This window comes from Halobacillus sp. Nhm2S1 (assembly GCF_019599545.1).
GTDB lineage: Bacteria > Bacillota > Bacilli > Bacillales > Halobacillaceae > Halobacillus.
The window spans coordinates 305,530-330,870 of sequence record NZ_JAIEZV010000003.1 but is presented as its reverse complement, the minus strand read 5'-3'; the positions used below and the strand labels follow the sequence as shown (position 1 = coordinate 330,870).

Annotated in this window: 29 protein-coding genes and 2 riboswitches; of the genes, 16 read left to right on the top strand and 13 right to left on the bottom strand. The window is 41.9% G+C overall.

The genetic code is table 11. The annotated features are described in order from the left end of the window. The first annotated feature begins 19 nt into the window (after positions 1–19). From K2225_RS13525 to K2225_RS13505, 5 genes are all read left to right on the top strand, one after another. Complete coding sequence (locus tag K2225_RS13525) at positions 20–238, top strand: YqgQ family protein (protein ID WP_220585237.1); 219 nt, start codon at positions 20–22, stop codon at positions 236–238. Further along, complete coding sequence (locus K2225_RS13520; RefSeq protein WP_220585236.1) at positions 235–1,191, top strand: ROK family glucokinase; 957 nt, start codon at positions 235–237, stop codon at positions 1,189–1,191. The genes K2225_RS13525 and K2225_RS13520 overlap by 4 nt, the downstream gene beginning before the upstream one ends. A gap of 297 nt (positions 1,192–1,488) precedes the next feature. Continuing rightward, positions 1,489–3,369 (top strand): LTA synthase family protein, encoded by a 1,881-nt coding sequence (locus K2225_RS13515; protein WP_220585235.1) that lies wholly within the window; start codon positions 1,489–1,491, stop codon positions 3,367–3,369. Positions 3,370–3,625: 256 nt separating this feature from the next. Next, positions 3,626–4,312, top strand: a complete 687-nt coding sequence (locus K2225_RS13510) for an ABC transporter ATP-binding protein (protein ID WP_220585234.1) — start codon at positions 3,626–3,628, stop codon at positions 4,310–4,312. Between the two features lie 13 nt (positions 4,313–4,325). Next, the gene (locus K2225_RS13505) at positions 4,326–5,114 is read left to right on the top strand and encodes an ABC transporter permease (RefSeq protein WP_146812854.1); all 789 of its coding nucleotides are present in this window, start codon (positions 4,326–4,328) and stop codon (positions 5,112–5,114) included. 54 nt (positions 5,115–5,168) lie between these two features. On the opposite strand, the gene K2225_RS13500 is transcribed toward K2225_RS13505, so the two are convergent. After that, positions 5,169–5,342, bottom strand: a complete 174-nt coding sequence (locus K2225_RS13500) for a DUF2759 domain-containing protein (protein WP_307725367.1) — start codon at positions 5,340–5,342, stop codon at positions 5,169–5,171. Positions 5,343–5,526: 184 nt separating this feature from the next. On the opposite strand from K2225_RS13500, the gene K2225_RS13495 reads away from it, so the two are divergent. Beyond that, the gene (locus tag K2225_RS13495; protein WP_220585233.1) at positions 5,527–6,150 is read left to right on the top strand and encodes an MBL fold metallo-hydrolase; all 624 of its coding nucleotides are present in this window, start codon (positions 5,527–5,529) and stop codon (positions 6,148–6,150) included. Between the two features lie 61 nt (positions 6,151–6,211). Here the strand turns inward: K2225_RS13495 and K2225_RS13490 are convergent, their stop codons facing one another. Continuing rightward, positions 6,212–6,457 (bottom strand): DUF2626 domain-containing protein, encoded by a 246-nt coding sequence (locus tag K2225_RS13490; RefSeq protein WP_146812856.1) that lies wholly within the window; start codon positions 6,455–6,457, stop codon positions 6,212–6,214. A 246-nt stretch (positions 6,458–6,703) separates the two neighbouring features. On the opposite strand from K2225_RS13490, the gene K2225_RS13485 reads away from it, so the two are divergent. Next, positions 6,704–7,087 carry a Spx/MgsR family RNA polymerase-binding regulatory protein gene (locus tag K2225_RS13485; RefSeq protein ID WP_146812857.1) on the top strand — a complete coding sequence of 128 codons (384 nt, stop codon included), beginning with the start codon at positions 6,704–6,706 and terminating at the stop codon, positions 7,085–7,087. A 31-nt stretch (positions 7,088–7,118) separates the two neighbouring features. Here the strand turns inward: K2225_RS13485 and K2225_RS13480 are convergent, their stop codons facing one another. The 7 genes from K2225_RS13480 to comGA are packed head-to-tail and all read right to left on the bottom strand — an operon-like array spanning position 7,119 to position 10,955. Continuing rightward, positions 7,119–7,493 (bottom strand): hypothetical protein, encoded by a 375-nt coding sequence (locus tag K2225_RS13480; protein WP_220585232.1) that lies wholly within the window; start codon positions 7,491–7,493, stop codon positions 7,119–7,121. Continuing rightward, the gene (locus tag K2225_RS13475) at positions 7,456–7,878 is read right to left on the bottom strand and encodes a ComGF family competence protein (RefSeq protein ID WP_220585231.1); all 423 of its coding nucleotides are present in this window, start codon (positions 7,876–7,878) and stop codon (positions 7,456–7,458) included. Before K2225_RS13475 ends, K2225_RS13480 begins: the two co-directional genes overlap by 38 nt. Next, entirely contained in the window at positions 7,862–8,194 is a 333-nt protein-coding gene (locus K2225_RS13470) for a type II secretion system protein (RefSeq protein ID WP_220585230.1), read from the bottom strand. Before K2225_RS13470 ends, K2225_RS13475 begins: the two co-directional genes overlap by 17 nt. Continuing rightward, positions 8,181–8,633 (bottom strand): competence type IV pilus minor pilin ComGD, encoded by a 453-nt coding sequence (comGD, locus tag K2225_RS13465; protein WP_220585229.1) that lies wholly within the window; start codon positions 8,631–8,633, stop codon positions 8,181–8,183. The genes K2225_RS13470 and comGD overlap by 14 nt, the downstream gene beginning before the upstream one ends. After that, positions 8,605–8,919 (bottom strand): competence type IV pilus major pilin ComGC, encoded by a 315-nt coding sequence (gene comGC / locus K2225_RS13460; protein ID WP_220585561.1) that lies wholly within the window; start codon positions 8,917–8,919, stop codon positions 8,605–8,607. The genes comGD and comGC overlap by 29 nt, the downstream gene beginning before the upstream one ends. A gap of 19 nt (positions 8,920–8,938) precedes the next feature. Beyond that, positions 8,939–9,991 (bottom strand): type II secretion system F family protein, encoded by a 1,053-nt coding sequence (locus K2225_RS13455; protein ID WP_255574533.1) that lies wholly within the window; start codon positions 9,989–9,991, stop codon positions 8,939–8,941. Next, positions 9,945–10,955 carry a competence type IV pilus ATPase ComGA gene (gene comGA, locus K2225_RS13450; RefSeq protein ID WP_220585228.1) on the bottom strand — a complete coding sequence of 337 codons (1,011 nt, stop codon included), beginning with the start codon at positions 10,953–10,955 and terminating at the stop codon, positions 9,945–9,947. The genes K2225_RS13455 and comGA overlap by 47 nt, the downstream gene beginning before the upstream one ends. A 95-nt stretch (positions 10,956–11,050) precedes the next feature. On the opposite strand from comGA, the gene K2225_RS13445 reads away from it, so the two are divergent. Beyond that, positions 11,051–11,533 (top strand): shikimate kinase, encoded by a 483-nt coding sequence (locus K2225_RS13445; RefSeq protein ID WP_220585227.1) that lies wholly within the window; start codon positions 11,051–11,053, stop codon positions 11,531–11,533. A gap of 48 nt (positions 11,534–11,581) precedes the next feature. After that, the gene (locus tag K2225_RS13440) at positions 11,582–11,764 is read left to right on the top strand and encodes a YqzE family protein (protein ID WP_089651741.1); all 183 of its coding nucleotides are present in this window, start codon (positions 11,582–11,584) and stop codon (positions 11,762–11,764) included. Between the two features lie 63 nt (positions 11,765–11,827). On the opposite strand, the gene K2225_RS13435 is transcribed toward K2225_RS13440, so the two are convergent. Both K2225_RS13435 and K2225_RS13430 read right to left on the bottom strand, forming a co-directional pair. Next, positions 11,828–12,649, bottom strand: a complete 822-nt coding sequence (locus K2225_RS13435) for a YqhG family protein (protein WP_220585226.1) — start codon at positions 12,647–12,649, stop codon at positions 11,828–11,830. Then, on the bottom strand, positions 12,646–14,289 hold the full coding sequence (locus K2225_RS13430; RefSeq protein ID WP_220585225.1) for an SNF2-related protein: 1,644 nt from the start codon (positions 14,287–14,289) through the stop codon (positions 12,646–12,648). The genes K2225_RS13435 and K2225_RS13430 overlap by 4 nt, the downstream gene beginning before the upstream one ends. 167 nt (positions 14,290–14,456) lie before the next feature. Further along, positions 14,457–14,546, top strand: a riboswitch (glycine riboswitch). A gap of 3 nt (positions 14,547–14,549) precedes the next feature. Beyond that, a riboswitch (glycine riboswitch) is annotated at positions 14,550–14,641 on the top strand. Between the two features lie 64 nt (positions 14,642–14,705). On the opposite strand from K2225_RS13430, the gene gcvT reads away from it, so the two are divergent. The 3 genes from gcvT to gcvPB are packed head-to-tail and all read left to right on the top strand — an operon-like array spanning position 14,706 to position 18,630. Then, entirely contained in the window at positions 14,706–15,806 is a 1,101-nt protein-coding gene (gene gcvT, locus K2225_RS13425; protein WP_220585224.1) for a glycine cleavage system aminomethyltransferase GcvT, read from the top strand. Between the two features lie 18 nt (positions 15,807–15,824). Next, positions 15,825–17,174: an aminomethyl-transferring glycine dehydrogenase subunit GcvPA gene (gene gcvPA / locus K2225_RS13420; protein ID WP_220585223.1), complete on the top strand. Its 1,350-nt coding sequence runs from the start codon at positions 15,825–15,827 to the stop codon at positions 17,172–17,174. Next, positions 17,167–18,630: an aminomethyl-transferring glycine dehydrogenase subunit GcvPB gene (gcvPB, locus tag K2225_RS13415; RefSeq protein ID WP_220585222.1), complete on the top strand. Its 1,464-nt coding sequence runs from the start codon at positions 17,167–17,169 to the stop codon at positions 18,628–18,630. Before gcvPA ends, gcvPB begins: the two co-directional genes overlap by 8 nt. Positions 18,631–18,948: 318 nt before the next feature. Here gcvPB and K2225_RS13410 read toward each other — a convergent pair whose 3' ends face one another. Next, complete coding sequence (locus K2225_RS13410; RefSeq protein WP_089651747.1) at positions 18,949–19,329, bottom strand: rhodanese-like domain-containing protein; 381 nt, start codon at positions 19,327–19,329, stop codon at positions 18,949–18,951. Positions 19,330–19,700: 371 nt separating this feature from the next. On the opposite strand from K2225_RS13410, the gene K2225_RS13405 reads away from it, so the two are divergent. The 3 genes from K2225_RS13405 (at position 19,701) to K2225_RS13395 (ending at position 24,032) form a co-directional block, all read left to right on the top strand. Then, complete coding sequence (locus K2225_RS13405) at positions 19,701–22,274, top strand: vitamin B12-dependent ribonucleotide reductase (RefSeq protein WP_220585221.1); 2,574 nt, start codon at positions 19,701–19,703, stop codon at positions 22,272–22,274. Between the two features lie 243 nt (positions 22,275–22,517). Beyond that, positions 22,518–22,949: a transcriptional regulator MntR gene (gene mntR, locus K2225_RS13400; protein WP_146812877.1), complete on the top strand. Its 432-nt coding sequence runs from the start codon at positions 22,518–22,520 to the stop codon at positions 22,947–22,949. Between the two features lie 195 nt (positions 22,950–23,144). Further along, a complete protein-coding gene (locus tag K2225_RS13395; RefSeq protein WP_146812878.1) occupies positions 23,145–24,032 on the top strand; it encodes a patatin-like phospholipase family protein in 888 nt (295 codons plus the stop codon). A 31-nt stretch (positions 24,033–24,063) separates the two neighbouring features. On the opposite strand, the gene K2225_RS13390 is transcribed toward K2225_RS13395, so the two are convergent. Continuing rightward, positions 24,064–24,471 carry an SA1362 family protein gene (locus K2225_RS13390; protein WP_220585220.1) on the bottom strand — a complete coding sequence of 136 codons (408 nt, stop codon included), beginning with the start codon at positions 24,469–24,471 and terminating at the stop codon, positions 24,064–24,066. 346 nt (positions 24,472–24,817) lie between these two features. Between K2225_RS13390 and K2225_RS13385 the strand changes: the two genes are divergently transcribed. After that, the gene (locus tag K2225_RS13385) at positions 24,818–25,333 is read left to right on the top strand and encodes a YqhR family membrane protein (protein ID WP_220585219.1); all 516 of its coding nucleotides are present in this window, start codon (positions 24,818–24,820) and stop codon (positions 25,331–25,333) included. Positions 25,334–25,341: the final 8 nt, after the last annotated feature.

Sequence of the window (25,341 nt, the reverse complement as noted above, 5' to 3'; positions counted from 1 at the left end):
TAAATGGTGGTGATGAAGAATGAAAACGATTTATGACATTCAGCAATACTTGAAAAAATTCGGCACGATTATTTACATAGGTGACAGGCTGGCCGATCTAGAGATGATGGAGGAGGAAGTAAGGGAGTTGTACCAAGCCCAATGTATGCCTTCAGAAGACTATCAAATGGCCATCCTGCTTTTAAGAAGTGAAATGGCGAAACAAAAGGATCGTCAAACAGGGGAGGAAAAGCGATGAGTCAATATTATGTCGGCGCAGACATCGGTGGAACAACAGTAAAATTGGCTATTATTAAGGAAAACGGTACAATTACGAAAAAATGGGAAATTCCGACCAATACAGACAATCAGGGAGAAGCCATTCCTTCTGATATCGCAACGTCTATTTCAAACACTCTTAAAGAAGAGAACATTGATCCAAGTATGGTGGTAGGTATTGGCGCAGGAGCTCCAGGGTTCGTTGATACCACGACAGGTTATATTCATGAAGCCGTGAATATCGGTTGGAAAGATTTTGACTTCGGAAACCTTCTTACAGACTTGACAGGAATGGATGTATGGGTAGATAACGATGCTAATTTGGCTGCTTTAGGCGAAAATTGGCTGGGTGCCGGAGCAGGGTGTACGGAACTGATTGCGGTTACCCTTGGTACTGGTGTAGGTGGTGGCATTATTGCAAACGGCCAAATCCTTAATGGAGCTAATGGGACAGCAGCCGAACTCGGACATGTCACTGTAGTACCTAATGGAGGGGCTCCTTGTAACTGTGGAAAGACCGGGTGTCTTGAGACTGTTTCTTCAGCGACAGGTATTGTTAGAAAAGCAAAAGAAGCTGCGGATCAACATCCTGAATCTAAACTTAATAAGTATATAAATGAGGGAACGTTGACATCCAAAGATGTATTCGAAGCATCAAAGGCTGGCGATGAGGCAGCAAGTGCTGTGATTTCAGAGATTACAGATGTACTCGGAATGGCGATAGCAAACATGGCCATTGCCATCAACCCAGAAAAAATCGTGGTCGGTGGCGGAGTATCCAAAGCAGGAGATTTGCTGCTTGATCCCCTGGAAAAAGCTTACCGGAAATATGCTTTACCGAGAACAGCTGAAGCATCGAGCTTTGGCATAGCTGAATTAGGGAATGATGCAGGTGTGATTGGTGGAGCGTTCTTAGTTAAAAAGAATAAATAAAGAATTGGAGCCTCGAGGCTCCAATTTTTTTGTGGACGCACGTATAAAATTTGTAAAAATAATTTAATCGCTAGGACTTCTTTTTATCATGTTTTTGTCTTATGATAAGAAAAGCTCCACCCTGTCATTTTGAAAATGATGGAAAATATAAATTTCATGAAACTTTTATGGGACCATTTACGTCATATATGAAGAAAGAGTTTAATATGGATTATAAGTGGAAATTGTTAAAGAAGATTAGGAACCTGGTTAATTTTTGTTAAAATGGACCAGTATCGTACTAGAGGAGGAACCATGATGCAATGGAGAATGAAGAACATGCCATTATTTATCATTGCGACATTGTTATTTGGTCTGAAGACGTATGTCGTTTATAGATTCATGTTCGACTTATCGATAGAGAACCCAATGCAAGAATTCATACTTTTATTTAATCCGATTGCCAGTGCCTATTTGATTTTTGCTATTAGTGTATGGATGAAACCTAAAAATCAAATGAAATATTTACGCTGGACGACATTGATCGGTTCATTGGTCTTATTCTTAAACTTGATTTTTTATAGGAACTTTACAGACTTTATTACCATCCCCGTGCTCTTTCAAGGAAACAATGCCGCAGACCTTACAGGAAGTTTTTTGACATTGCTTCATATTGAAGACATTTTCATCTTTGCCGATGTAGCGCTTGTATGGTATTTGAGCCGCAACAAGTTTGACCTTACCGTAAAGCTGCCAAAACGGGGGAAAATCGCGGCTACAGCAGTTACATTTTTGCTTCTGGCCGGAAATGTTGTGCTTGCAGAGATTGAACGCCCAATGCTTTTTGTACGGGCCTTTGACCGCGAATATCTGGTGAAGAATATTGGGATCTACAACTACCATCTGTATGATGCAACGATGCAGACAAAAACTAAAGCTCAGCGCGTATTTGCAGACGGCAGTGAAATCAGTGAAATAGAAACCTATTTAAAAGAAAACTCTCCTGATCATACAAATAAAGATTCGGAGTTATATGGAATTGCAGAGGATAAAAACGTCATTTTTGTAAGTGTCGAATCTTTCCAGAACTTTCTGTTCGATTCAGAGATCAATGGGACAGAAACGACACCATTCCTTAATGATTTGAAACAAAGCAAAGATACCATTACTTTCGAAAACTTCTACCATCAAACAGCACAAGGAAAAACATCGGATTCGGAGTTCATTGTTGAGAATTCCCTTTATCCGTTGGGCAGAGGTTCTGTGTATTTCACACATGCAGGGAACGAATACAATGCTTTGCCTGAAATATTAAATGAAGAAGGTTACGAAACATCCGTTTTTCATGCCAACAACGCAAGCTTTTGGAATAGGGACGTCATGTACGACAATATAGGGTACGACCAGTTCTATGATGAGAAATCATACGAAGTCACACCTGAAAACTCTTTTGGTTGGGGTCTGGAAGACAAAGCATTTTTTGAGCAATCCGTTAAATATTTGCAATCACAGGAAAAACCGTTCTACAGTAAATTCATAACTTTGACTCACCATTTCCCGTTTGAACTTCCTGAAGAAAAAGCAAATATCGATAAATACGACTCTAATTCAAAAACATTGAATTCTTATTTCCAAACGGCTCGGTATACGGATGAAGCATTGGAGCAGTTCTTTCAGCAGTTGAAAGATGCCGGTATATATGAAGATTCCATTATCGTTCTAATGGGTGACCATTATGGAATTAGTGATTTTCACAATAAAGCTATGGGACAATTCTTAGGGAAAGAAGTGGATCCTTACGTACAAACACAATTGCAGAGAGTTCCATTTATGATCCACATACCAGGATACGAAAATGGCGGAGTACAGGACAAAGTTGTCGGTCAAATCGATGTCAAACCGACATTGCTCCATCTCCTTGGCATTGAAGAGAATGGAGATTTAACCTTCGGTGATAATATGTTTGCTAAAAAGAATAAAGGCTTCGTGGCTCTAAGAGACGGCAGCTTCATTACTGAAGATTATTTGTATTCAAATGAAACATGTTATGATCGCTCTACAGGAGAACCACTTCCTGAAGAGAATGCAGAAGCCTGCCAGCCCATCAAAGAAGAAGTGAGTAAAGAAATGAATTACTCGGATAATATCATTTATGGTGACTTGTTCAGGTTTTACGATTTTAACCAATCAGGAAAATAAGGAAAGGCCGCTAGGAGACCATCTTAGCGGCTTTTTTGGTGGGAGAATGAGAAATTTCCCGATAAATGAATGGTTTAGCAAGCGGCATCAGAAAATCAAATCATCTTCCTACTTAGAAATTTTAAAAAACTGGTAAGCTTTGAAAAAGGAACAATGTTAAAACCCCTTACCAGCTTTTACTTCGCTATTCACATAAATTCATACATATAAGGGTAATGATATTTACAAACAACGTTTTATGGAGAGTGGGAAAAGTATGTTTCGTTTTGAGCATGTATACCAAGGGGTTCTACAAGATATTAATTTTACAATTGAAAAGCAGGATAAAGTCATTCTTTTCGGCCCTTCAGGGGCGGGGAAGAGTACCTTATTATTCTTATTGAATCGACTGAATGACCCGGAGAAGGGGGACATTTATTTTAACGGGAAACCGATTGAGGAACATTCAATCACTGCTTTGAGAAAACAAGTGGGTCTCGTCCTCCAGGCACCTAATTTATTTCCGGGAACCGTGTTGGATAACATTAAATACGGCCCATCATTGTTTGGTGAATGGGAAGACCACCAAGGGAAAAAATTATTGGATTACGTTCAACTTCCTTCCGACTATTTAGAAAGAGACGTGGATCAGCTCTCGGGAGGAGAGAGACAACGGGTATCCTTAGCGAGGACATTGGCCAATTCACCAGAAGTTTTATTACTCGATGAGCCGACCAGCGCTCTGGATTATCGTACGGCAGAAGAAATTGAAGAGGTACTGGAGTGCTTGATGGAAGAACATCAGCTGACTATGCTCATGGTTACTCATAATTTGAATCAAGCACGGAGACTCGGGAACCGTGGGTTGTTTATTAGTGATGGGAAAATTGTAGAAGACGGAAAGATACCAGATATGTTTGATCAGCCGAAAACAGAAGAACTTGCGAAGTTTTTAGAGCAGTAGGGAGGAAGAAGGTTTGGAACCAGAAATTTCGAATCAGTCGTTATTCTTTTTAATTATATTCGTCATTGTTCCTTTAGCTTTGTCTTATTATTATCAGCTTGGTGTAAGCAAAAATGTTATCTGGTCCACGGTAAGAGGAACGGTCCAATTGTTTGCCATCGGATACATATTAACATTCCTTTTTGATCTACCCGCCCGTTACGGGATTCCTTTTATGTTGACAGTCATGATTATCATTGCGACTTTTCATGCCAGGCAAAAGGGGAAGGACTTGCCTTATGTTGGGTTTATACTTTTTGGAGGACTTTTAGCTATAGAAGTTGGGGTGCTAAGTTTGTGGCTCTTGTTTGACATGATTCAGTTCAGACCTTCTGAGGTCATCCCCATGAGCGGCATGGTCATTGGTAACAGTATGACTGCTATGGGGCTGGCTCTTGAACGGATGAAGACTGAGTTCAAAGAGAACAACGGCCGGTTGCTCGCTTCCTTATCCTTAGGGGCAGAACCGAAACAGGCCTCTCACCTGATTGTTCAAAATACATTGCATGCTTCTTTGATACCTAACGTGGACAGGCTGAAAACCATCGGCCTTGTTCAACTTCCGGGAATGATGACTGGTTTGATACTTGGCGGTGTCTCCCCAGTTATGGCTATCAAGTATCAGTTAGTCATCTCTCTCAGTATTTTTTCTTCCGTTTCATTAAGTGCTATGTTCATCACATTATGTATGTACAGGTACTTTTTCAACAAAAACAAGCAGTTGTTGCAAACGGACGAAGAGATTAGAAGTTCTCGTTCATAATAGGAGCCCCGTAAAAAAGCAAGCAGACCTGATAGGTCTGCTTGCTTTCACTGTTTAACCGAATAAGTTGTACCAGATGGTCATGACTGAGAACCATCCGAAAATCAATGCTGATGCACCTGCAAAAAGAACAGCAAAGAAGTTTTTTGTTTTAAGTTCACGGAAAATTGCCCAAACACATAGGATTGTTACGAGTAAAAGAAGAATAGCTGTTACCAAATTCAGCACCCCCTAAGTCTCTTTTCATTATTATCATCCATAAAGGATAGATGTTATACTATATGTAGTTATTATTGGTACTTATCTATTCTATAGTATAAACAAAAAAATGTCGAGTTATCTACATCTTTTTTACCTATTGTACGATTAAGCCGGTAATTTGATAAGGAAATAATTAAATGAGGTGTAAAGAATGAAGAAAATAACCAGGTTACCGCTCGGTCCGATAGCGACGAATGCTTATGTCATTCATGAAGACCACAAAGCGCTGGTCATCGATCCGGGTGGGGATTTTGAAAAGTTACAGAACTACTTAAAAGAAAGAAAACTTGAGGTCATTGCTGTGCTGCTAACCCATGCACATTTCGATCACATTGGAGCTGTGGACGCAGTAAGAGATGCTTATGACGCTCCAGTGTACATACATGAAAAAGAAGCAGAATGGTTGGGGGACCCGGAAAAGAACGGCTCTGCATTATTCGGTTTAGGTGAAATTACTGCCAGGCCAGCCGATCACTACTTTGAAACAGGTCAAATGCAAATTGGAGACTTCCCATTTGAAGTTCGTCATACTCCGGGACATTCTCCGGGAAGTGTTTCCTTTGTCTTCAGGAACCAGCGTCTCACGATCGCTGGAGACACTTTGTTTCAAAGAGGTATCGGGCGTACCGACCTTCCTGGTGGCAGCCGTGAAGAGCTTGAGAAAAGCATTAGGGAACAGCTCTTCTCTTTACGTAATGATATGCGCATCTTTCCGGGACATGGTCAGCCGACCACAATAGGCGAAGAGCGGGAAGAGAACCCTTTTCTTAATTAATGGGTCATGAAAAACGTTAAAAAAGAACCTGTCACCCTCCATAAGGGTGACAGGTTCTTTTTTAGTGTCCGCCAAATCCTGGTACTAAGATAAAGGAACAATAATACGTAAATCCAATCATGAAGACTGTCAAGTATGAGAAGAATATGTACACATACATACGTTCTGACAGCTTAAGGTAACCAATAGTAAGGAAAAAAGCCGTTTGAACTAGTGATAATAAGGAAGCTTCCATCATATCGCCTGTATAGAACATGACAGCGAAGATACCTGTCCAAAAGGCCAGTACTCGAAACATTCGATCCATGCTTTTTCCCCCTCCTTTTCTATCGTTAAACTATCATTCATATTATAAACGACCCGGATACAATTGTAAATAAAACGTATTCATCTTTCATTCCTCAGTATTTGTATTCCCGCATGTCCTTATTCCTTAACCTTTCAAGTTGTGAAAATTATTTGTCTAATTATAAAAAGGAGTTTAAAATATTGTACAAAGGTTATACAATCAATATACAATAAAGCTATACAAAAAAAGCGAGGAGCGTTAAACATGGAAAAGTTAAAATTCTACACATACCCAAGTTGTACATCCTGTCGGCGTACGAAATCATGGTTAAAGAGTCAAGGGGTGGATTTTAACGAACAGCACCTGTTTCGTGAGACTCCTACCGCTGATGAATTAAGAAGAATCCTATCACTAACCACCCACGGAATAGATGAAATATTAGCGAAAAGAAGTAAGGAATTTAAAACGCTCGACCTTGATGTAGAAGACCTGACCTTGAATGAATTTCTAGAGTTGGTGATCGAGAAGCCTAAGCTGTTAAGACGTCCGATTCTCACAAATGGAGACAAGTTAGTCATCGGCTATGATTTGGATGGACTTCGTGGGATCACTGATAAACGGATGGAATATAAACAAAACATTTCATAAAGAATCGTCCCTCTTGAGAGGGGCGATTCTTTTAAGGGGTGTGGAAAGTTCTAACCTGAGAACGATGATCACCTACTACTATATCCGATAGGCATACCCAATGAGTTTCTCCCCGTGTGCATTCCGTTGTGCTTTCACCATCAGGTGTATAATAGGCAGTAGAGTATTTTATTTGATTGACCGGAACGGTCTTTAATCCTGTATCCAATTTCATTCGTGAAAAGTCTAGGATGTGTTGTTTTACAATAGAAGATTGATGACTACTGACTAGAAGAAGGTGGTTCTTATACTGATTGATGGTTGTAAATGTGACAATGAGTAGTAAAAAGCAAATGATAAGCACCCAGGGGAAGATGACCCCGCGGGCATTATGGAAGATGGATTTTTCTCGTGTAAAGTTGGTCATGAATTTCCACCTCCATAAGAATGGAAGGAGATTTATATTCAAAAGATATGGATTCTATATTTTGAATAAGTGTTTCATGGCCCGATCCGTCAACGGTTCGCCTGAATGTTCCCCCATATTTCTCCATGACGATATGTCGATCTTGTTTATCCATGATAGAAAGGGAATGATCTAAGAAGGTATAGGAACGGCCCTGGTTGATTTCCCATTGGATGACTGCGCTCAACTGATCAATCGATAATTCGGAGTAATAGTCATTTCCTTTCATTAAGGTAAATAAGGGGACGGAGATCGTAAATAGGATCAAAGTTGTCATGAGGGTGATCAATACTTCCGCTAAAGTGAATGCTCTTTCACCTGCACTTGACCTATTCCCGTTTATCATGCAAACAGAACTCCTTGTTTTCTTTTCTCTGGTTTTTCCACGACGCACAGCCTCTTATCCATTCTTCCTCTTGTGTGATGACTAGAGTGATTTCATGTTTTAATTGATGTTTGGATGTATAAGGAAGTGGACCATTTCTTGTCCTGTGTTCGAAGAATTCATTTTGGATCAATTTGGTGGCTTGCCTTTCTATTTGAAGGTCTTTCTGCGCAACCCTTAATTCAGTGAGCAAAGGAAGCGTAAATAATGTGATGACCATCAGAAGGATAAAAGCACTCAGGGTCTCAAGCATCGTGAAGCCCTCAGATTTCCTCAATACGTAACCTGCTCGATCCGAAAGGGAGGACGATTTTATATGTTTTATTTGGAGCATACAGGTACATCGTTCCTGCTCTTTGGATCATTCCCTTTTGATTGAATCGGACCGTTGGGTGTAGGGTAGTCAATCGGACCACCCAATGATCAGGAAATTCCCTAGTGAAAATTGGTTTTCTTTCTTTAGCGTCATATAGCATATACCCTCCTGAGTCTTGGTCGAAAATTAATGAATAGTAAACATGTTCATTCATGGAAAGGTGTTGGGTAAGGAGAAGGTCTTCCTTTAATTGTTGAAGGGTCATGTTGGCTTCAAGTTCCTGGTAGGTACGGTATTGCAGTGGAATAAAACAGGAAAGGAGAATGGACCAGCATAATAAAACGATAACTATTTCTGTAAACGTGTACCCGTTATGTTCCTTCTGCTTGGACTTGTTCACTTACTTTTCCTTCTGCACTTATGATCAATTTCGTACCATCTGGACATGTGTCCTGAGATACATAACCTTCATCGACCAATATTTGCATAGAGGCCGGGAATCCCCCTGTTTCAATAAAGTACGCCTGAGCTTGAGCCTCTACAGTTTTTTGTAGTGCTTCACACCCCTTTGATTTTACAGAATCACTGTTCTTAGACAAGTTGGGAATTGTGATGATCAGTAGTACAGAGATGACAAGCAAAACGATAAGCATCTCAATTAACGTGAACCCTTTTTCGTTTTTTATCACGACGGTTCCTCCTCGTTTAAATTTGGTTCATCCATTGGTATAGAGGCAGCATGATGGATGCGTAAATCAAAATGATGACAGTGGCGATGATGATGAAGAAAGCAGGTTGAATGACATGGAGCCATGTGGTTATTTTTTGGTTGAGGTATTCCATGAAGAATTCATTAAGAAGTTCAAGTTCATCCTTTAACGTCTCTATGTCGTTGGTATGGTGAAATATATTGGTGAGTTCCGGTCTAAATAAAGGGCAGCTGTAGACAGCTTGAGCAAAAGTTTTGCCGTTGGAGAGTTCATGTAGTAATTCCTTACAGTAATGAGAGAGCAATTCGTATTTTTTGTGGCTATAGATCATCTCAATTGCATCCTTAAGTGGAAGGCCTGTCTGTAGTAAAGAGTGGAGGTGGGTGGTGAAAAGAATGGAGACGGAATAGGAGTGGTAAAACTTTAGGAGAGAGACTCTTTCATATAAGGACAGCTTTTTTTTTAATGTCATACGCGGTAAGATAATCATAATACCTATAAGCAGGAGTCCCGTCAGAAGGACGAGGATGCCTATCCCATTCATGGCGTGCATAATGATGATCATCAGGTGGAATGTTCCGCCTTTCTCACCTTCAAACAGATGTAAAAAACTTGGAATCACGGTCCTTTGTAAGATTGTGAAGGCAATGATAAGGAAGACAAATAAAAAAACGGGGTAGCGGATAATCTTTAAGAATTTCTCTTGGTAATCTTTCTTTAACTGCAACATGTCTCTACACTGTTGAAAACTTCTGGACAAGTTATGGTGTACCTGACTGAAGTAGAGGAAGTTGGTAACAGAAAGGGAAAAGCGGGCTTTAATAAAAGCTTCATGGATGGGGTGCCCAGCGCTGAGGTGCTGTGTCAATATGTCACATGTGGATTTCAGTTTTGGATCCCACCCTGTCATTTGAAGAGCATCGAGGAGCGGATAGCCCTTGTTTAAAATATGACTGCATCTTTTGAAAAACAAAATTTGCTGAGTGATAGGGAGAGGCGGTTCACGAAAATGAGTCCATTTCATCTTTGGCAACGAAGCCAAGCGCATAGGCTTTCCTCCTCAACTGACTGAACGATTGAAAATTCTGCGGTTGGTTGGTCTGCCCATCAATGGCTCTTTTTAATTGAGTTCCTTCCAATAGTTCGAGAATAGCTGCTCTCTTTGGTAAATGCTTGGCTCCCTCGAGAGAAACAAGCTGTTGGGAGGCGATGGCGATCATGGTTTGATCGATATCGGTTTGTTTGATACTCATTTCCTTAAGACGGTGAATGGTCCCATGGGCATCACGGGCATGGATGGTACTGATGACAAGGTGGCCGCTTAGTGCAGCACGAAATGCGAATTGTGCCGTTGATTTATCCCGAATTTCTCCGACCATTAAGAGATCCGGGTCATGTCTTAAGGCTGCCTTTAATCCGGTGTCATAAGTCACACCTGCACGCTCATTCACTTGTACTTGAATGATGTTGTTTAAACTCTTCTCAATGGGGTCTTCGAGAGTAATGGCCTGAAAAGAACTGGTGGAGTTTAGGGATTGGAGCAGGGCATAAAGGGTGGTGGTTTTTCCACTTCCCGTCGGCCCGGTGAAGAGGATCATGCCACTTCGGTGATGCAGCCAACGCCGGATTTTACTTAATTGGTAAGGAAAAAGGAAAAGCTGTTCCAGTGGGGTGTGATCCATCGGTCTTAGAATTCGGATAGCCAAACTTTCCGTACCGGTTATGGGGAGGGTGGATAGGCGTAGGTCAAACGTGCTCTGGTTCGAGCGGTGCTGAAGGGTTCCATTCTGCGGCCGTTTGTGTTCTCCTATATCCATGCCTGAAGTGAACTTGAAGTAGGAAAGAAGCTTCTTGTATAGGGGAATTGGAGTGGTCGAGTGGAAAATTCGGTTGCCGTGAATGCGGAAATGAATGGAGGCTGTTTCTTCATAGGGAGAAAAGTGGATGTCCGTTGCGGTTTGCTGGATAGCAGAAACGAGAAGGTCATGGGCATAGTGAGCGATGGATTTCAATCATTTACCACCTCTTTCGTTAATATTTGGTCTTTTATAGTATTCGACATAAAGGGCCTAATTCCTGCATAGATTTTTCAAGGAGGGAAAGTATAGTGATTTTCTTAATAGGATTTATGGGAAGTGGGAAGTCTACAATAGCAAAAATGGTGAGTGAAAAAACGAATGATCCCTACATAGAAATGGACCAGGCCATAGAAGAAGATGAAGGTATGAAGATCCGGGATATGTTTGCTTTAAAAGGAGAAGAGTATTTCCGTGACAAAGAAACAGAATTCTTGAGGAACTTGAAGCATGATGTCGTCCTGTCTACAGGGGGAGGAGTCATCCTCCGGGAAGAAAATCGAATGCTGATGAAAGAGGGAACCGTAGTTTATTTAAAAGCAGAATGGGAGACGATTGTGGAAAGGCTGACTGGTGACACTGACAGGCCGTTGTGGAAAGGCGATTACACGGAGAAGAAAAAGCGGTTTGATGAACGTCTGCGCTTGTATGAAGAAGCGGCGGATGTAGTCATTAACGTGGATCGGAAAACTCCTGAGGAAATCAGTGAAGAAGTGTTCGAATGTCTAAAATAGAAGGGTTTTGAGCATACTAAAGGCAACAATGGAAAAAGAGGGGTTCTCATGAATCAGAATGATTATGTAAAGTTTTTGACAGAAGAAGTTGTCAAGTATATGCACATGTCTAAGGATGAGAAACAGCAACGAAAAGAATCCAAGCCCTCCAAGAAATCTTCCTTTTACTGGTTCGGATTGCTTCCTTTCGCTTTGAAAATGTTCAAAAGGAAACGAATTAACAATCATTGAAAGTATAAGAAAAGCCGCTGAATGTGTCAGCGGCTTTTTTCGTCTTTTCATAAGTCAGTCTGTTTAAGTGCTCGCGTCTTCATTCTTCATCCACGATTGGCTGGTTTCCTGGGAAATGTAAAATAATCCCCCATTAATGACTTCCATTTCTATATAGGGCTTGTACCGATTGTCGAGTTGTTCTCTTTCTTTCGTGAACGAATCCAAACCGATGTCTTCAGACTCATAAAAAGATTCCAACAAGTGGGTTTCTTTTTCAAGATGATGAAGAGAGTCCTTCGCCCATTGGTGATCCAGGGAACCTACATATGTTTCTATGTGGCGTTCCATGCGTTTATAAGCATGAGATAAAGAAATAACAGGCCTCATAGGATACGTGTAGTCTGAAACAGTTGTTTCAAAATTCATGTCCATCATTTTGTCCATCATTCCAAGCATCATGGTCCCGTGGATGAGGTTGATCCCTATAGAAACGGGTTCGTCCTTGGTATGTTTTCCCCGGTAATGCAGAAGCCCGTTTACGACCAGCCAGGGACTCATGGCTCGGTTTTGTCCGGTTGTTTGATGGACTACTTCATAAAGTCTAGCTGTCCGTGCTTTTGAAATTGCTGTATTGTATAAACGGTGAAGTTTAGGTGTTCCTGCATGAAGGTAAATGCCGTCTGCCTGTTTCTGATCCGTATCGCTGAAGGTCAGCTTCATAGGGGTGCCTTCTCGATTCATTTTCTTCATGTAATGCCAGTAGAAAGGCCGGTTCATGATTTCTTCATCCATCTCGTTTGTAAGTTGTACAGTGAAATGGGATGGAGCGTCGTTTATAATCGAACAACCATGGGAGATAAAGAACTGCTTGACGAATGTTTTGTATGGGTTTGGAGCATTCAACTCGATTCTCTCCTTTCATTCACCGTATGTTCGACATAACTGACCAAATTGTCGAGCTTAATGTCGATCTCTCCTTGACTTTCCGATTGTTTGAGAATGGACTGGATTTGATGCTCGAATGATCCACCTGGGATTTGCTCAAGGATATGATCGAGGTCACCGACCGCATTTTTAAACATTTCGATCTTCTCGTAAAGCATCTTCATGATATGATCTTCAATCGTATCTTTGATTGCAAAGTTAAAAATCTTCACATCGTGCTCTTGTCCGAAACGGTGAATGCGTCCGATTCTTTGTTCAAGGCGCATCGGGTTCCATGGAAGATCGTAGTTGATCATGTGATGGCAGAATTGAAGGTTGATGCCTTCTCCTCCTGCTTCTGTCGCCACCATCACTTGGGCTTTGTTTTTAAACAATTGTTTCATCCAGTCCCGTTTACTCTTATTGAATTTTCCGCTGAATGGTACGGAGGTGATTCCGTTCTGCTGAAGATACCATTGTAAATAAAATTGGGTTGCCCGGTATTCTGTAAATACAATAAATTTTTCGCCCGTTTTCTCAATGATTTCCGTCATCCGTTTTGCCTTCACATGATGAGGAACCTGTCCGATGGCTTCTATATATTCATCATAGATGGGTGCTTTTTCCTCAGGGGCATTCTTCTTCAACTGGTTCAGGGACATATAACAAGCTTCTCTCGATGAACATAATTCTTTAGCAAGTGTCAGCCACGTAAAGGATGGATGATTTGCTTTCAAACGTTCCAGTTTTTTGTACATGTCCATTTCCTCATCTGAAAACGAGAGTCTCTCATTAACTACTTTTCGCTTGGAAGAATCAAGGCCGGTGTCTTTTCTCCGGTTCCGGATCATTAAATGTCCGACGAGGGAATGGATGTGTTGGATATTATCCTTATCATCAGCATTTTCTTTATACTTTTTCTTGAAATCAGTCAAGTTTCCGAGGTAACCAGGTTTAAGAATGGATACTAAATTAAATAAATCACTCAATTTGTTTTGAATCGGTGTGGCTGTTAATAACAGGCAATAAGTTTTCTTTAAAGATTGTACGAATTGATAATTCTTCGTTTGATGGTTCTTTAGTTTATGCGCTTCATCAATAATAATAAGATCGTAGTCGATATCCAAAATGATTTCTCTATGGTTATCTCGCTTAGCCATGTCTATGGAAGTAACGGTCACATCCCATTCATTCCATGAGGCGTTTTTCTTTCTTGGAGAGGCAGCCTGGATATAAAATTTTTCATTTAACTCCTGGATCCATTGGTTTACAAGGGAGGCCGGGGTCAAGATAAGGACTTTTTTTGCTCTTCCCCTGATCATATATTCTTTTAATATCAACCCTGCTTCCAAGGTCTTTCCTAGTCCCACTTCATCGGCTAGGATGGCGCGTCCATTCATCTGATGGACCGCGGTTTCTGCGGCTTCAATCTGGTGTTCCATAAAATCTACATGAGGAAGGTGTTCAAGAGCCAGAAGGCCATCGAATTTAGGTACAGTTTTAAATTGAGCTGCTTGATATGCAAGCTTAAAACCATCCCAAGTTGTGAGTTTTTCGGGATGCTCCAGGTTCTCGCTCAATGATCCAATAAATGACTGGTCTGGATGAATTTCGATCATATTAGTAGCCCTCCATCAATAGGAATGATAAAAGATTGCGAATTATTGTAGAATTATCATGTCTTTTGTGAAAGACGCGTGATATAATGATGCTGAAAATACACAAAACATTGTGTGAACGTTACACAATAGTATGCCCGGTAAAATCTAGAAAAATACGAAAGCGAATGACTGTAGAGGGAGAGACCACCCACGTGGCGCCGAAGGAGCAAGCATTCATTTGTGAATCTCTCAGGCAAAAAGACCTCTATAGGACGCAACTCTGGAGAGTGTTTGCATTTTGTGTGCAAACCACCCAAGAAGCAAGCATCAGGTCTTCCTGTTGTGAAACTTTCTGGTGAAACGGACAGAGACTCCCGTGCAAGCGGCGGAGTCTCTTTTTTTATGGGCGAAATCAGTGACAAGGAGTGGTTCCAATGGCAGATTTGAAACGAACACCGTTATATTCTGAATACAAGAAACTCGGAGCGAAAACCATTGATTTTGGTGGATGGGATTTACCTGTACATTTCTCTAGTATCAAAGAGGAACACCAGGCCACACGAACAGCCGCAGGGTTGTTTGATGTCTCCCACATGGCCGAAGTGATGGTGGAAGGACCGGAAAGTCTTCCATTCCTGCAAAAAATGCTGACAAATGACGTGTCAAAGCTGGAACCAGGGAAAGCTCAATACACAATTATGTGCTATGAAGACGGAGGAACGGTTGATGACTTGATCGTCTATCATCTTGATCAAGATCAATACCTCCTTGTCGTGAATGCTGCGAACCGGCATAAGGACTATGAATGGTTGAAAAAACATCAGGAAGGCGATGTAACCGTGGAAGATGTCTCTGATGAATACGTACAGCTGGCTGTCCAGGGACCAAAAGCGGAAGAAGCGCTTCAAACCATCACGGAAACGGACCTTTCGACTATTAAGTTTTTCCGGTTTGAACAAGGCGTAACATGGAAGGGCGTCGATGGAGAGGCTCTTGTCTCCCGCACAGGTTATACAGGGGAAGACGGCTTTGAAATTTATCTGCATGCAGATTCAGGCGCCCAGCTGTGGCAAGCCATCCTTGAGGCTGGTGAACCGTTTGGGTTGAAGCCAGTTGGACTGGGAGCACGTGACACACTTCGATTTGAAGCGAACCTTGCGTTGTATGGCCAAGAGCTTAGTAAGGAGATTACTCCTATTGAAGCTGGATTGAACTTTGCTGTGAAAGTGAATAAAGAAGCAGACTTCATTGGTAAAGAAGTTTTGAAAAGACAAAAAGAAGAAGGGCCCGGAAGAAAGCTTGTCGGAATCGAGATGATCGACAAGGGGATTCCTCGTACACACTACGATGTCCTGAATGGGGAAGAAGTCATTGGGTTTGTTACCACAGGGACACAGTCGCCGACCCTTGGGAAAAACGTAGGACTGGCGCTCATTAACAGCGAATACACAACCGAAGGAACAGAAGTGACGGTACAAGTCCGCAAGAAGAAATTAAAAGCGAAAGTCGTTCAAACACCTTTTTATAAAAGATAAATCGAGGGGGATGGAAGCATGGAGTTTCGTTATTTGCCTATGACAGAAACAGATAAAAAAGAAATGCTGGATGTCATCGGTGTGGAGCAGTCCGATGAACTTTTCTCAGACATACCGGAGAGTATCCGTTTTAAAGGTGACTTAGAAATCAAAGAACCGAAAAATGAATTTCAACTTTTGAAGGAATTGACGGAGCTTGCTGAAAAGAACGTCCATTCGAAGTCACATACTTCTTTTCTTGGGGCTGGTGTGTATGACCATTACATTCCTTCTATTGTTGATCATGTGATTTCAAGGTCAGAATTCTACACGGCTTATACTCCTTACCAGCCTGAAATTTCTCAAGGGGAACTTCAGGCAATCTTTGAATTTCAAACGATGATTTGTGAATTAACCGGGATGGATGTGGCGAACTCCTCCATGTACGATGGTGGAACAGCTTTAGCCGAGGCGGTCAATTTGTCTGCCGGTCAAACGAAGAAGAAAAAAGTATTGGTTTCGAAAGCGATCCATCCTGAATCCCTAGCTGTTATCCATTCCTATGTAAAAGGACCAGGCGTTGAAGTGGTGGAGATTGACCATAAAGACGGCAGAACAGACCTTGAACAATTAGAAAGAGAAATAGATGAGGATACAGCAAGTGTTGTGGTCCAGTACCCTAACTTTTTTGGTCAAATCGAACCCCTGGACCAGGTTAGAGCTATTGTGGACACACAGAAAAAAGCGATGATGATTACATCAAGCAACCCCCTAGCCTTAGGATACTTAACCCCTCCGGGTGAATTCGGAGCTGATATCGTTGTCGGTGATGCGCAAGTGTTCGGAATACCAGCACAATATGGCGGCCCTCATTGTGGGTATTTTGCAACGACTAAGAAATTGATGAGAAAAGTACCAGGGAGACTTGTTGGACAGACGGTTGATGAGGAAGGACGCCGTGGCTTCGTGTTGACCCTGCAGGCAAGAGAGCAGCACATCCGTCGTGATAAAGCTACATCAAACATTTGTTCCAATCAGGCTTTAAATGCTCTCGCTTCATCCGTAGCGATGTCTTCGCTTGGTAAACAAGGACTGAAAAAGATGTCCTGGATGAACATTCAAAAAGCAGCTTACATGAAGAAGCAACTCCTGGAAAAAGGGATGAACGTCGTTTTTGATGGAGCATTTTTCAACGAAATTGTTGTCAAATTGAACAAAGACGTAAAAGAGGTCAACCACATGCTTCTTGATCAAGGGATCATTGGAGGTTATGACCTTGGCGAGGTCGATGCAGGACTGAAGAACTGTATGTTAGTAGCCGTAACAGAAATCAGGACGAAAGAAGAAATCGATATGTTTGTCGAGAAAGTGGGGGATCTTCATGTCTAATCAGGATTTTCCTTTAATTTTTGAATTAAGCCAGGAAAGCCGAACGGGTTACAGTTTACCAGCGTTCGATGTGCCGGAAACGGATGTCGATAATATGATCGGAGAAGCCTATGTTAGAAAAAGTGAACCGGACCTTCCGGAAGTGAGTGAACTCCAAATTATGCGCCATTACACCGCTCTTTCTAAAAGAAATCATGGCGTGGACTCAGGATTTTACCCTCTTGGATCTTGCACAATGAAATACAACCCGAAAATGAATGAAGATGTAGCACGGCTGACTGGTTTCAGTCATATCCACCCTTACCAGCCAGTGGAAAGTGTCCAGGGCGCTCTGCATTTGATGTATGATTTGCAAGAATCCCTCGCTGCGATTACTGGAATGGATACCGTAACTCTGCAGCCAGCTGCAGGTGCTCACGGAGAATGGACGGGATTGATGATGATCCGTGCATACCACGAAGCAAGAGGTGAAACGAACCGAACGAAAGTAATCGTTCCAGATTCGGCTCACGGTACAAACCCAGCTTCAGCAACAGTCGCAGGTTTTGAAGCGGTAACGGTTAAATCGGATGAGAGAGGTCTTGTGGATTTGGAAGACTTGAAACGTGTAGTCGATGAGCAAACGGCAGCTTTAATGCTCACCAACCCGAATACTCTCGGTTTGTTTGAAGAGGATATAGAAGAAATGGCAGCCATTGTACATGAAGCTGGTGGTAAGCTTTACTATGATGGAGCGAACCTTAATGCCATTCTAGGCTATGCACGACCAGGCGACATGGGCTTTGATGTTGTACACTTGAACCTCCATAAGACGTTCACAGGTCCTCACGGAGGAGGAGGCCCGGGATCAGGACCAGTGGGAGTGACCGCAGAATTCGCTGAATACTTACCAGCACCGATTTTGACAAAGGAAAAGGATTTGTATGTGTTCGATTATGATCGGCCTCAATCTATCGGAAGGGTGAAACCGTATTACGGAAACTTTGGAATCAATGTCCGTGCCTATACGTACATCCGGACGATGGGACCTGAAGGATTGAAAAAAGTGAGCGAATACGCCGTCATTAATGCGAATTACATGATGAGACGTCTTCAAGAGGAATTCGATCTACCATTCGACCGTCATTGTAAGCACGAATTCATTTTGTCAGGGAAGCGGCAGAAAAAACTGGGGGTCCGCACATTGGATATGGCGAAACGTCTCCTTGATTTCGGCTATCACCCGCCAACAATCTACTTCCCGATTAATGTAGAAGAGGCACTGATGATTGAACCTACAGAAACGGAATCAAAAGAAACGCTGGACGATTTCATTGATCGTATGATCCAAATCGCACACGAAGCGAAGAACGATCCTGAAAAAGTCCAGGAGGCTCCTCATACAACGATTGTGAGCCGTATGGATGAAACGCAGGCAGCACGTAAACCTGTCTTAAGATACCAAAAAGAACAATAACAGAAACCCGGCGTCCACCTATATGTGGACGCCGGGTTTTATCTCTTAAACAATATGGCAGGACTGTGGAAGACTCGATTTCGAGACTTTTATTGAGTGGATGGGGCTACGGGGAATAGCTCGCTTTCCGCGGGAGCGCGATGACCCTCCTCAGGCTGACGCCTTGCGGGGTCTCACCGCCCGACCCATGGAAAGCGAACCTTTTCCCGGAGCCCCTAGAATCCCACAAACATCTCGAAACTTAGTCTTCAACAAACAGGAGCTATTGTTTAATACGAAGAAAATAAAATCCCGGTTCTTAGGGAACCGGGAGGGTGATTACTTTTTCGCTTTGATTTTACCATTCCACTTTTTGAATCCACCTTCAAGCATATTAAGGTCTTCATATCCTTGCTTGTGGAGCATCATGGCGGCACGTGCAGAACGAGCACCGCTTTGGCAGTATAGATAAACTGGTTTGTCTTTGCGGATTTCAATAAGACGGTTTTTCATTTGAGACAATGGAATGTTTCTTGCCCCAAGGATGTGCCCGCCATCAAATTCCTTTGGTTCACGAACATCAATCAATTGGGCTTTTCTGTAGCCTTCGCGGAACTTGTCTTCCGGTAATGTGGTCATGATTTTTCTTGCTTTGAAGAATCTATACAAACCGAAAGCGATAACCAACAGGATCGCTGCGATTAAGATCCATAAATCCATCTTTCCATCCCCCTCATTTCTCTATTCCTCTATCTATTATAGGAGGGAATGAGGAGTATTTCAAAAAAATTTTTTCGAAACTTGAGGGAAAGTGTTATTTTGTCGAGGATTGTAGATGGTACGGAGATGCAAATAATGAAAAAGCTGAAAGAAACAATAGGGAGCAGGTTTTTCTTTTAATCTCTGGTTCATACGTTTGATATCTCAAAATTTTTCGATTGACAAGTTTCTACATATTCGTTCAACAGCACAATATATGGTGACTGAAAATTATCACAACACAATATATTGATTATCTTTTTGAGAATGTGGTATGTTACATATATCAAATGCAAATCATTTAGTTTTAGTTTAAAAGGGAGAGATGCAAAATGCAGACGACCACCTCCACAGATGTACACACGAAAATTAATGTGGACCGCCTCAATGCTGATATAAGACAGTTTCCACAGGTCCATGAGATTAATGAATCCATGACAATTACGCACAAAGGTGTTTCGAGACTTGTAATGCTCGACAGGTATGCGTTTAAAGATACAGAAAAGTTGACCCTTGGAGAAGGGGATTTCGTTGTTCTTACGGTTAAAGATGATCCGAAGTTTCCTGCCCGGGGATTTGGGTTTATTCACTCGATTGATTGGCAGTCTCACCAGGCGATTGTGAGAGTGGAAGATGAATTTTTGAATGTTCTTGAACATGAAGAGGAACGAGAAACCGGATTGATCAAACGAAATCTTGATACCATCGATAAGCCCTTGGAAGTCTATTACGAACAAATTGCCCTTCGTAATGCCTCGGGGCTTTCAGAAGTAGAAACAGATCCGGAAAAGAAACAACAAAGTTTTAACGAATTCTATGAAGAATTGTCGGAGTTGAATTTCATCCCGGCAGGACGTGTTTTGTACGGTGCAGGTTCCCAAACGGACGTAACATATTTTAATTGTTATGTAATGCCCTATATCCAAGACTCCCGTGAAGGGATATCGGACCACCGTAAGCAGGTGATGGAAATCATGTCCCGTGGAGGTGGAGTTGGGACGAATGGATCCACGCTACGCCCTCGGAACACGCTCGCTAGAGGAGTAAATGGCAAGTCTTCAGGTTCGGTTTCCTGGCTTGATGATATTGCAAAACTTACACACCTTGTTGAGCAAGGTGGTTCGAGACGCGGAGCCCAAATGATCATGTTGGCTGACTGGCATCCTGACATCCTGGAATTTATTATTTCTAAGATGCAAAATACAAGAATTCTTCGCTTCCTTATTGAGAATACCGAGGATGAAACGATCAAACAGTTGGCTAAAGATAAATTGAAGTTCGCGCCTCTTACTGAAACGGAGAAAGACTTATACCAGAGTGTGGTCAATTATAAGCACATTCAAGGGCAAGGTGGATTTACGGACCAAAGCATCCAAGAAGCGGAAGAAAAGCTTCACTTGGGTGGAAATTACACCGTTCACAATTCTGAATTCCTGACGGGGGCTAACATCTCTGTTTGTATTACGAATGAATTCATGGAAGCAGTTGAGAATGATGCTGATTATGAACTTCGCTTCCCGGATGTTGAGAATTATTCAGCGGAAGAAATGGAAATTTATAATGAAGAATGGCATCAAAGTGGTGATGTTCGTGAATGGCAGGAGCGCGGATTCGGTGTACGCACGTATCGGACCGTGAAAGCGAGCGAACTTTGGAACCTCATCAACATTTGCGCTACGTATTCAGCTGAACCGGGTATTTTCTTTATTGATAATGCCAATGAGAAGACAAATGCAACCGCATATGGACAAAAAGTAGTTGCTACGAACCCTTGCGGGGAGCAGCCACTAGCCCCATATTCAGTTTGTAATCTTGCTGCCGTCAACCTGGCAAATGTTGCAAATAAAGAGACGAAACAGGTCGACTTTGAAAAGCTTAAGAAAACAGTACGCCGCGGTGTCCGCATGCAGGACAATGTCATTGATGCAACACCTTACTTTTTAGAGGAAAATAAAGTACAGGCTCTTGGAGAACGAAGAATTGGACTTGGTGTTATGGGGCTGCATGACTTGTTGATCTACTGTGAAACTACCTATGGATCAGAGGAAGGAAATCAACTGGTCGATGAAATTTTTGAAGCTATTGCGACCACAGCTTATCGGGAGTCCATTGAACTTGCAAAGGAAAAAGGGAGTTTCCCATTCTTAACAGGAAAAACCGATGCAGAGACAAAACAGCTGCGTGAACGTTTTATCCAAACAGGCTATATGAAAGATATGCCAGAAGACATACGCCAGGATGTGCTGAGTTATGGAATTAGAAACTCACATCTCTTAACCGTTGCACCTACAGGAAGTACAGGTACTATGGTGGGCGTAAGTACAGGATTGGAGCCTTACTTCTCATTCTCCTACTACCGCAGTGGTCGATTAGGTAAATTTATCGAGGTGAAAGCAGATATCCTTCAGGAATATTTGGACGCTCACCCAGAACAAGACCCCAATGAATTACCGGATTGGTTCATTACAGCAATGACAATGAGCCCGGAAGCCCACGCAGATACACAGTGCATCATACAACGCTGGGTGGACAGCAGCATATCCAAAACAGTGAATGCTCCAAAAGGTTACACAGTCGAAGAAGTAGAGCGAGTGTATCAACGACTATATCGTGGTGGTGCTAAAGGTGGTACGGTGTACGTTGATGGAAGTCGAGATAGCCAAGTGTTGTCTTTGAAAGCAGAGGAAAATGACTTCGAGGGAGAACAGACGGAACTGTTTGAACCTGAAGACAAAAAACCACGCGTTGTTCTTATGGATACCATCCATGAACTGGACAAAACCAAGGTGACGATCGGATCCGAAGTAGGAGATACGTGTCCGGTTTGTCGTCAGGGTACGGTTGAAGATATTGGTGGTTGTAACACTTGTACAAATTGTAATGCCCAACTGAAATGTGGATTGTAAGAAAACAACCGGTCGTCTTAGGCGGCCGGTTATTTTTTCTTACGGTATGTTTAGCCTGGCCATGATCTAACCATCATGGTGTTAGAGACCCGAGAGAAAAGGCTCGATAAAATCATGAGTATAGGCCTTGCTTGTCACTGGTAGGAATCTGGTGTATCATTTTAATGTGGAAACATATGCTATTAAAACCGTCCACTATTCAAGATAGGACGTGTACATAAGACAGGGTATTGGGGGTTCAACATGCCGACACCTAGCATGGAAGATTATATTGAACAAATCTATATTTTGATTGAAGATAAAGGATATGCACGAGTTTCTGATATTGCTGAAAATCTCCAGGTGCATCCGTCATCCGTTACGAAAATGGTTCAAAAACTTGATCGAGACCAATACTTGAACTATGAAAAATACCGAGGATTGATTTTAACACCTAAAGGGAAGAAAGTCGGAAAACGTCTTGTTTATCGTCACGAACTATTAGAGCAGTTTTTAGAGATCATCGGGGTTGATCAAGCGAACATTTATGATGATGTTGAAGGCATTGAACATCATATGAGTTGGAATTCCATCGACCGCATTGGTGATCTTGTTCAATATTTTGATGAGAAACCGGAGCGTGTGGATTCGTTAAGAGAAGTACAGAAGAAGAATGAAGAACAAAATGAAGAATGAAAAAGATGCATGGGATTCCATGCATCTTTTTTTACTGTTGAACTCTTTAACAGCAACGATAAGATGTGTGTGGCTGTTATGTATTGAAAAAAGACATCATTTAGCAGTATAAACGGCCTTGCATGTGAATTCGTCTCCCTTCGTTCTAAACGGCTAAACGCGCGTTTATAATGAAGTAAAGTGGGGTGAAGCAGGATGAAAGTGGACGGAGTTTTTTCCGGTGGCGGTGTAAAGGCCCTTGCGTTCATTGGAGCTCTTGAAGAACTACAAGAGCAAGGATACACTTTCAAGCGAATGGCTGGTACATCCGCGGGTGCCATATTAGCGAGTCTGACAGCTGCCGGCTACACAGCGAAAGAACTGAAAGAAAGGATCAATAACCTTTCGTTTCTTAGTTTAGTAGACGTACCATTGTCAGACCGCCTGTTTCCATTTATGAAATGGCTTCTCTTGTATTATCGAATGGGGCTGTATAAAGGGAATCAGTTGGAAGATGTTTTAGAGGAGTGGCTTGGTGAAAAAGGTGTTCGCACTTTTGCAGACTTACCTCCTGGGTCATTAAAAGTCATATGTTCTGACTTGACGTTGGGTAGAATTGTGGTCATCCCTGATGATTTGAAGAAAGTTTACGGTATTGATCCGGCTACTTTTTCTGTAGCGAAAGCAGTAAGGATGAGCTCGGGACTTCCCTACTTTTTCATTCCAGTTAAAATTCATGGGAAACGCGGAAGGTCCATCATTGTAGATGGAGGGGTTTTGAGTAATTTTCCTCTGTGGATTTGGGAAAAGCAGGACGGCTGTCGTACTAGACCTGTGATTGGAATGAAATTAAGTGATGAACCTGATAAACTGCCCGAACAGAAGATTAAAAATGCGATTCAAATGTTCCACGCGCTTTTTAAAACGATGCAGCAGGCTCACGATGCAAGGTACATCTCCAAAACCTTGAGTAAGGATATCATTTTTATTCCTGTCAGTGGGGTGGAAACGACGGATTTCGATATGAGCAAAGAAGAAAAAGAAACATTGATGGAATTAGGTCGTGAACATGCGAGCAATTTCTTAAGAAGATGGAGCAGGTAATATGAAAATAGGAAATAAAAAAATCGAGCCATTAAAAGGTGGCTCGATTTTTTCCTTTGCTTTTATTGCCTTCAATAACACGAAGTTGTGGACCGTTCACACGTTTGCGGTTTTTTCGACCTAACGAAGAGGCCTTGGTTTGTGCCTTGGCTACAGGGCTTTTCTTAATGGCGGGGGTTGGTTGCTTGTATTTTTGTTTGGATTGTTTGACCGCTTGCTTATACTTTTTCATTTCATTTCGGTTTCCACCTGCCGATCCTCCAAAGCCGCGTTTGCGGAGGAAGAAGAAGTAGATGGCTCCATAAATGAGAGCGGCGATTCCGATCATCGTGACGATCGAAGTGAGAAAGCCAGTCGTGTTTGTAAACAGCTGGATGCCAACGAAGAAGATGGCTAAACCGATCAACGTGTAAATGACAGGAGTCATCCAATTACGCATGATATTTTCCTCCCTTCTCGTAGTGGTCGACTATGAATATCTGGTTATTGAACTATACCCTTATTTCAACACTATTCATCATCAGATGCGGCGGATGGTAGGTTGTTATGTGCTATTTAAGATTGTTTCCTTTATAGAATAAAATATGCAGGCCCATCTTAATTTTTGAATGGTGGAAGAGTACGTTTTAGTAAACTCTTTCCTTCAATCGGGCTGTTTAAACGATAGAATATTAAAATGGTTTGGAATTCTATTTTACCTCAAATCTCCATGAATCACTAGCCCAACAATTGAAAAGAGCATGAAAAAATTGGGGTTGGTTAAAATGAGAATAGAGGTGATGAAGATGGCTGAAAAACAAAAAGACCAAAGACAACAAGAGCCACAGCAAAGTGTCATAGCAAAAGCATTAGTCACAGGTTTCACAAGTGGGATTTTATGGAGTGGTTTAGGAGCAATCGCTTATTATTTCAATTTCACAGAGGTATCTCCTGCATCCTTCATTTTTCGTTCCTTCTGGCAGACAGATTGGACGGGAACGTGGCTTGCTGAAGTGTTAGCCGTTCTCATTGTCGGTATTTTATCTTTAGGAACGGCTCTCATTTACTATCTTCTATTGAAAAAAAGGAATGGAATGTGGCCTGGTGTCTTTTATGGAATCGGGCTATGGGCGGTCGTTTATTTTCTGTTGACTCCGATTTTTCCAGCCATCCCGGCTTTCATGGAACTGAATAGTGATACGTGGGTTACAACAGGCTGTTTATTTATTTTATACGGGGTCTTTATCGGGTATTCCATTTCCTATGAATACAGGGAGTTCAATGAGTCAGTGAATTCTTATTCAAATCAAGGGAGAGTATGATAAACTTA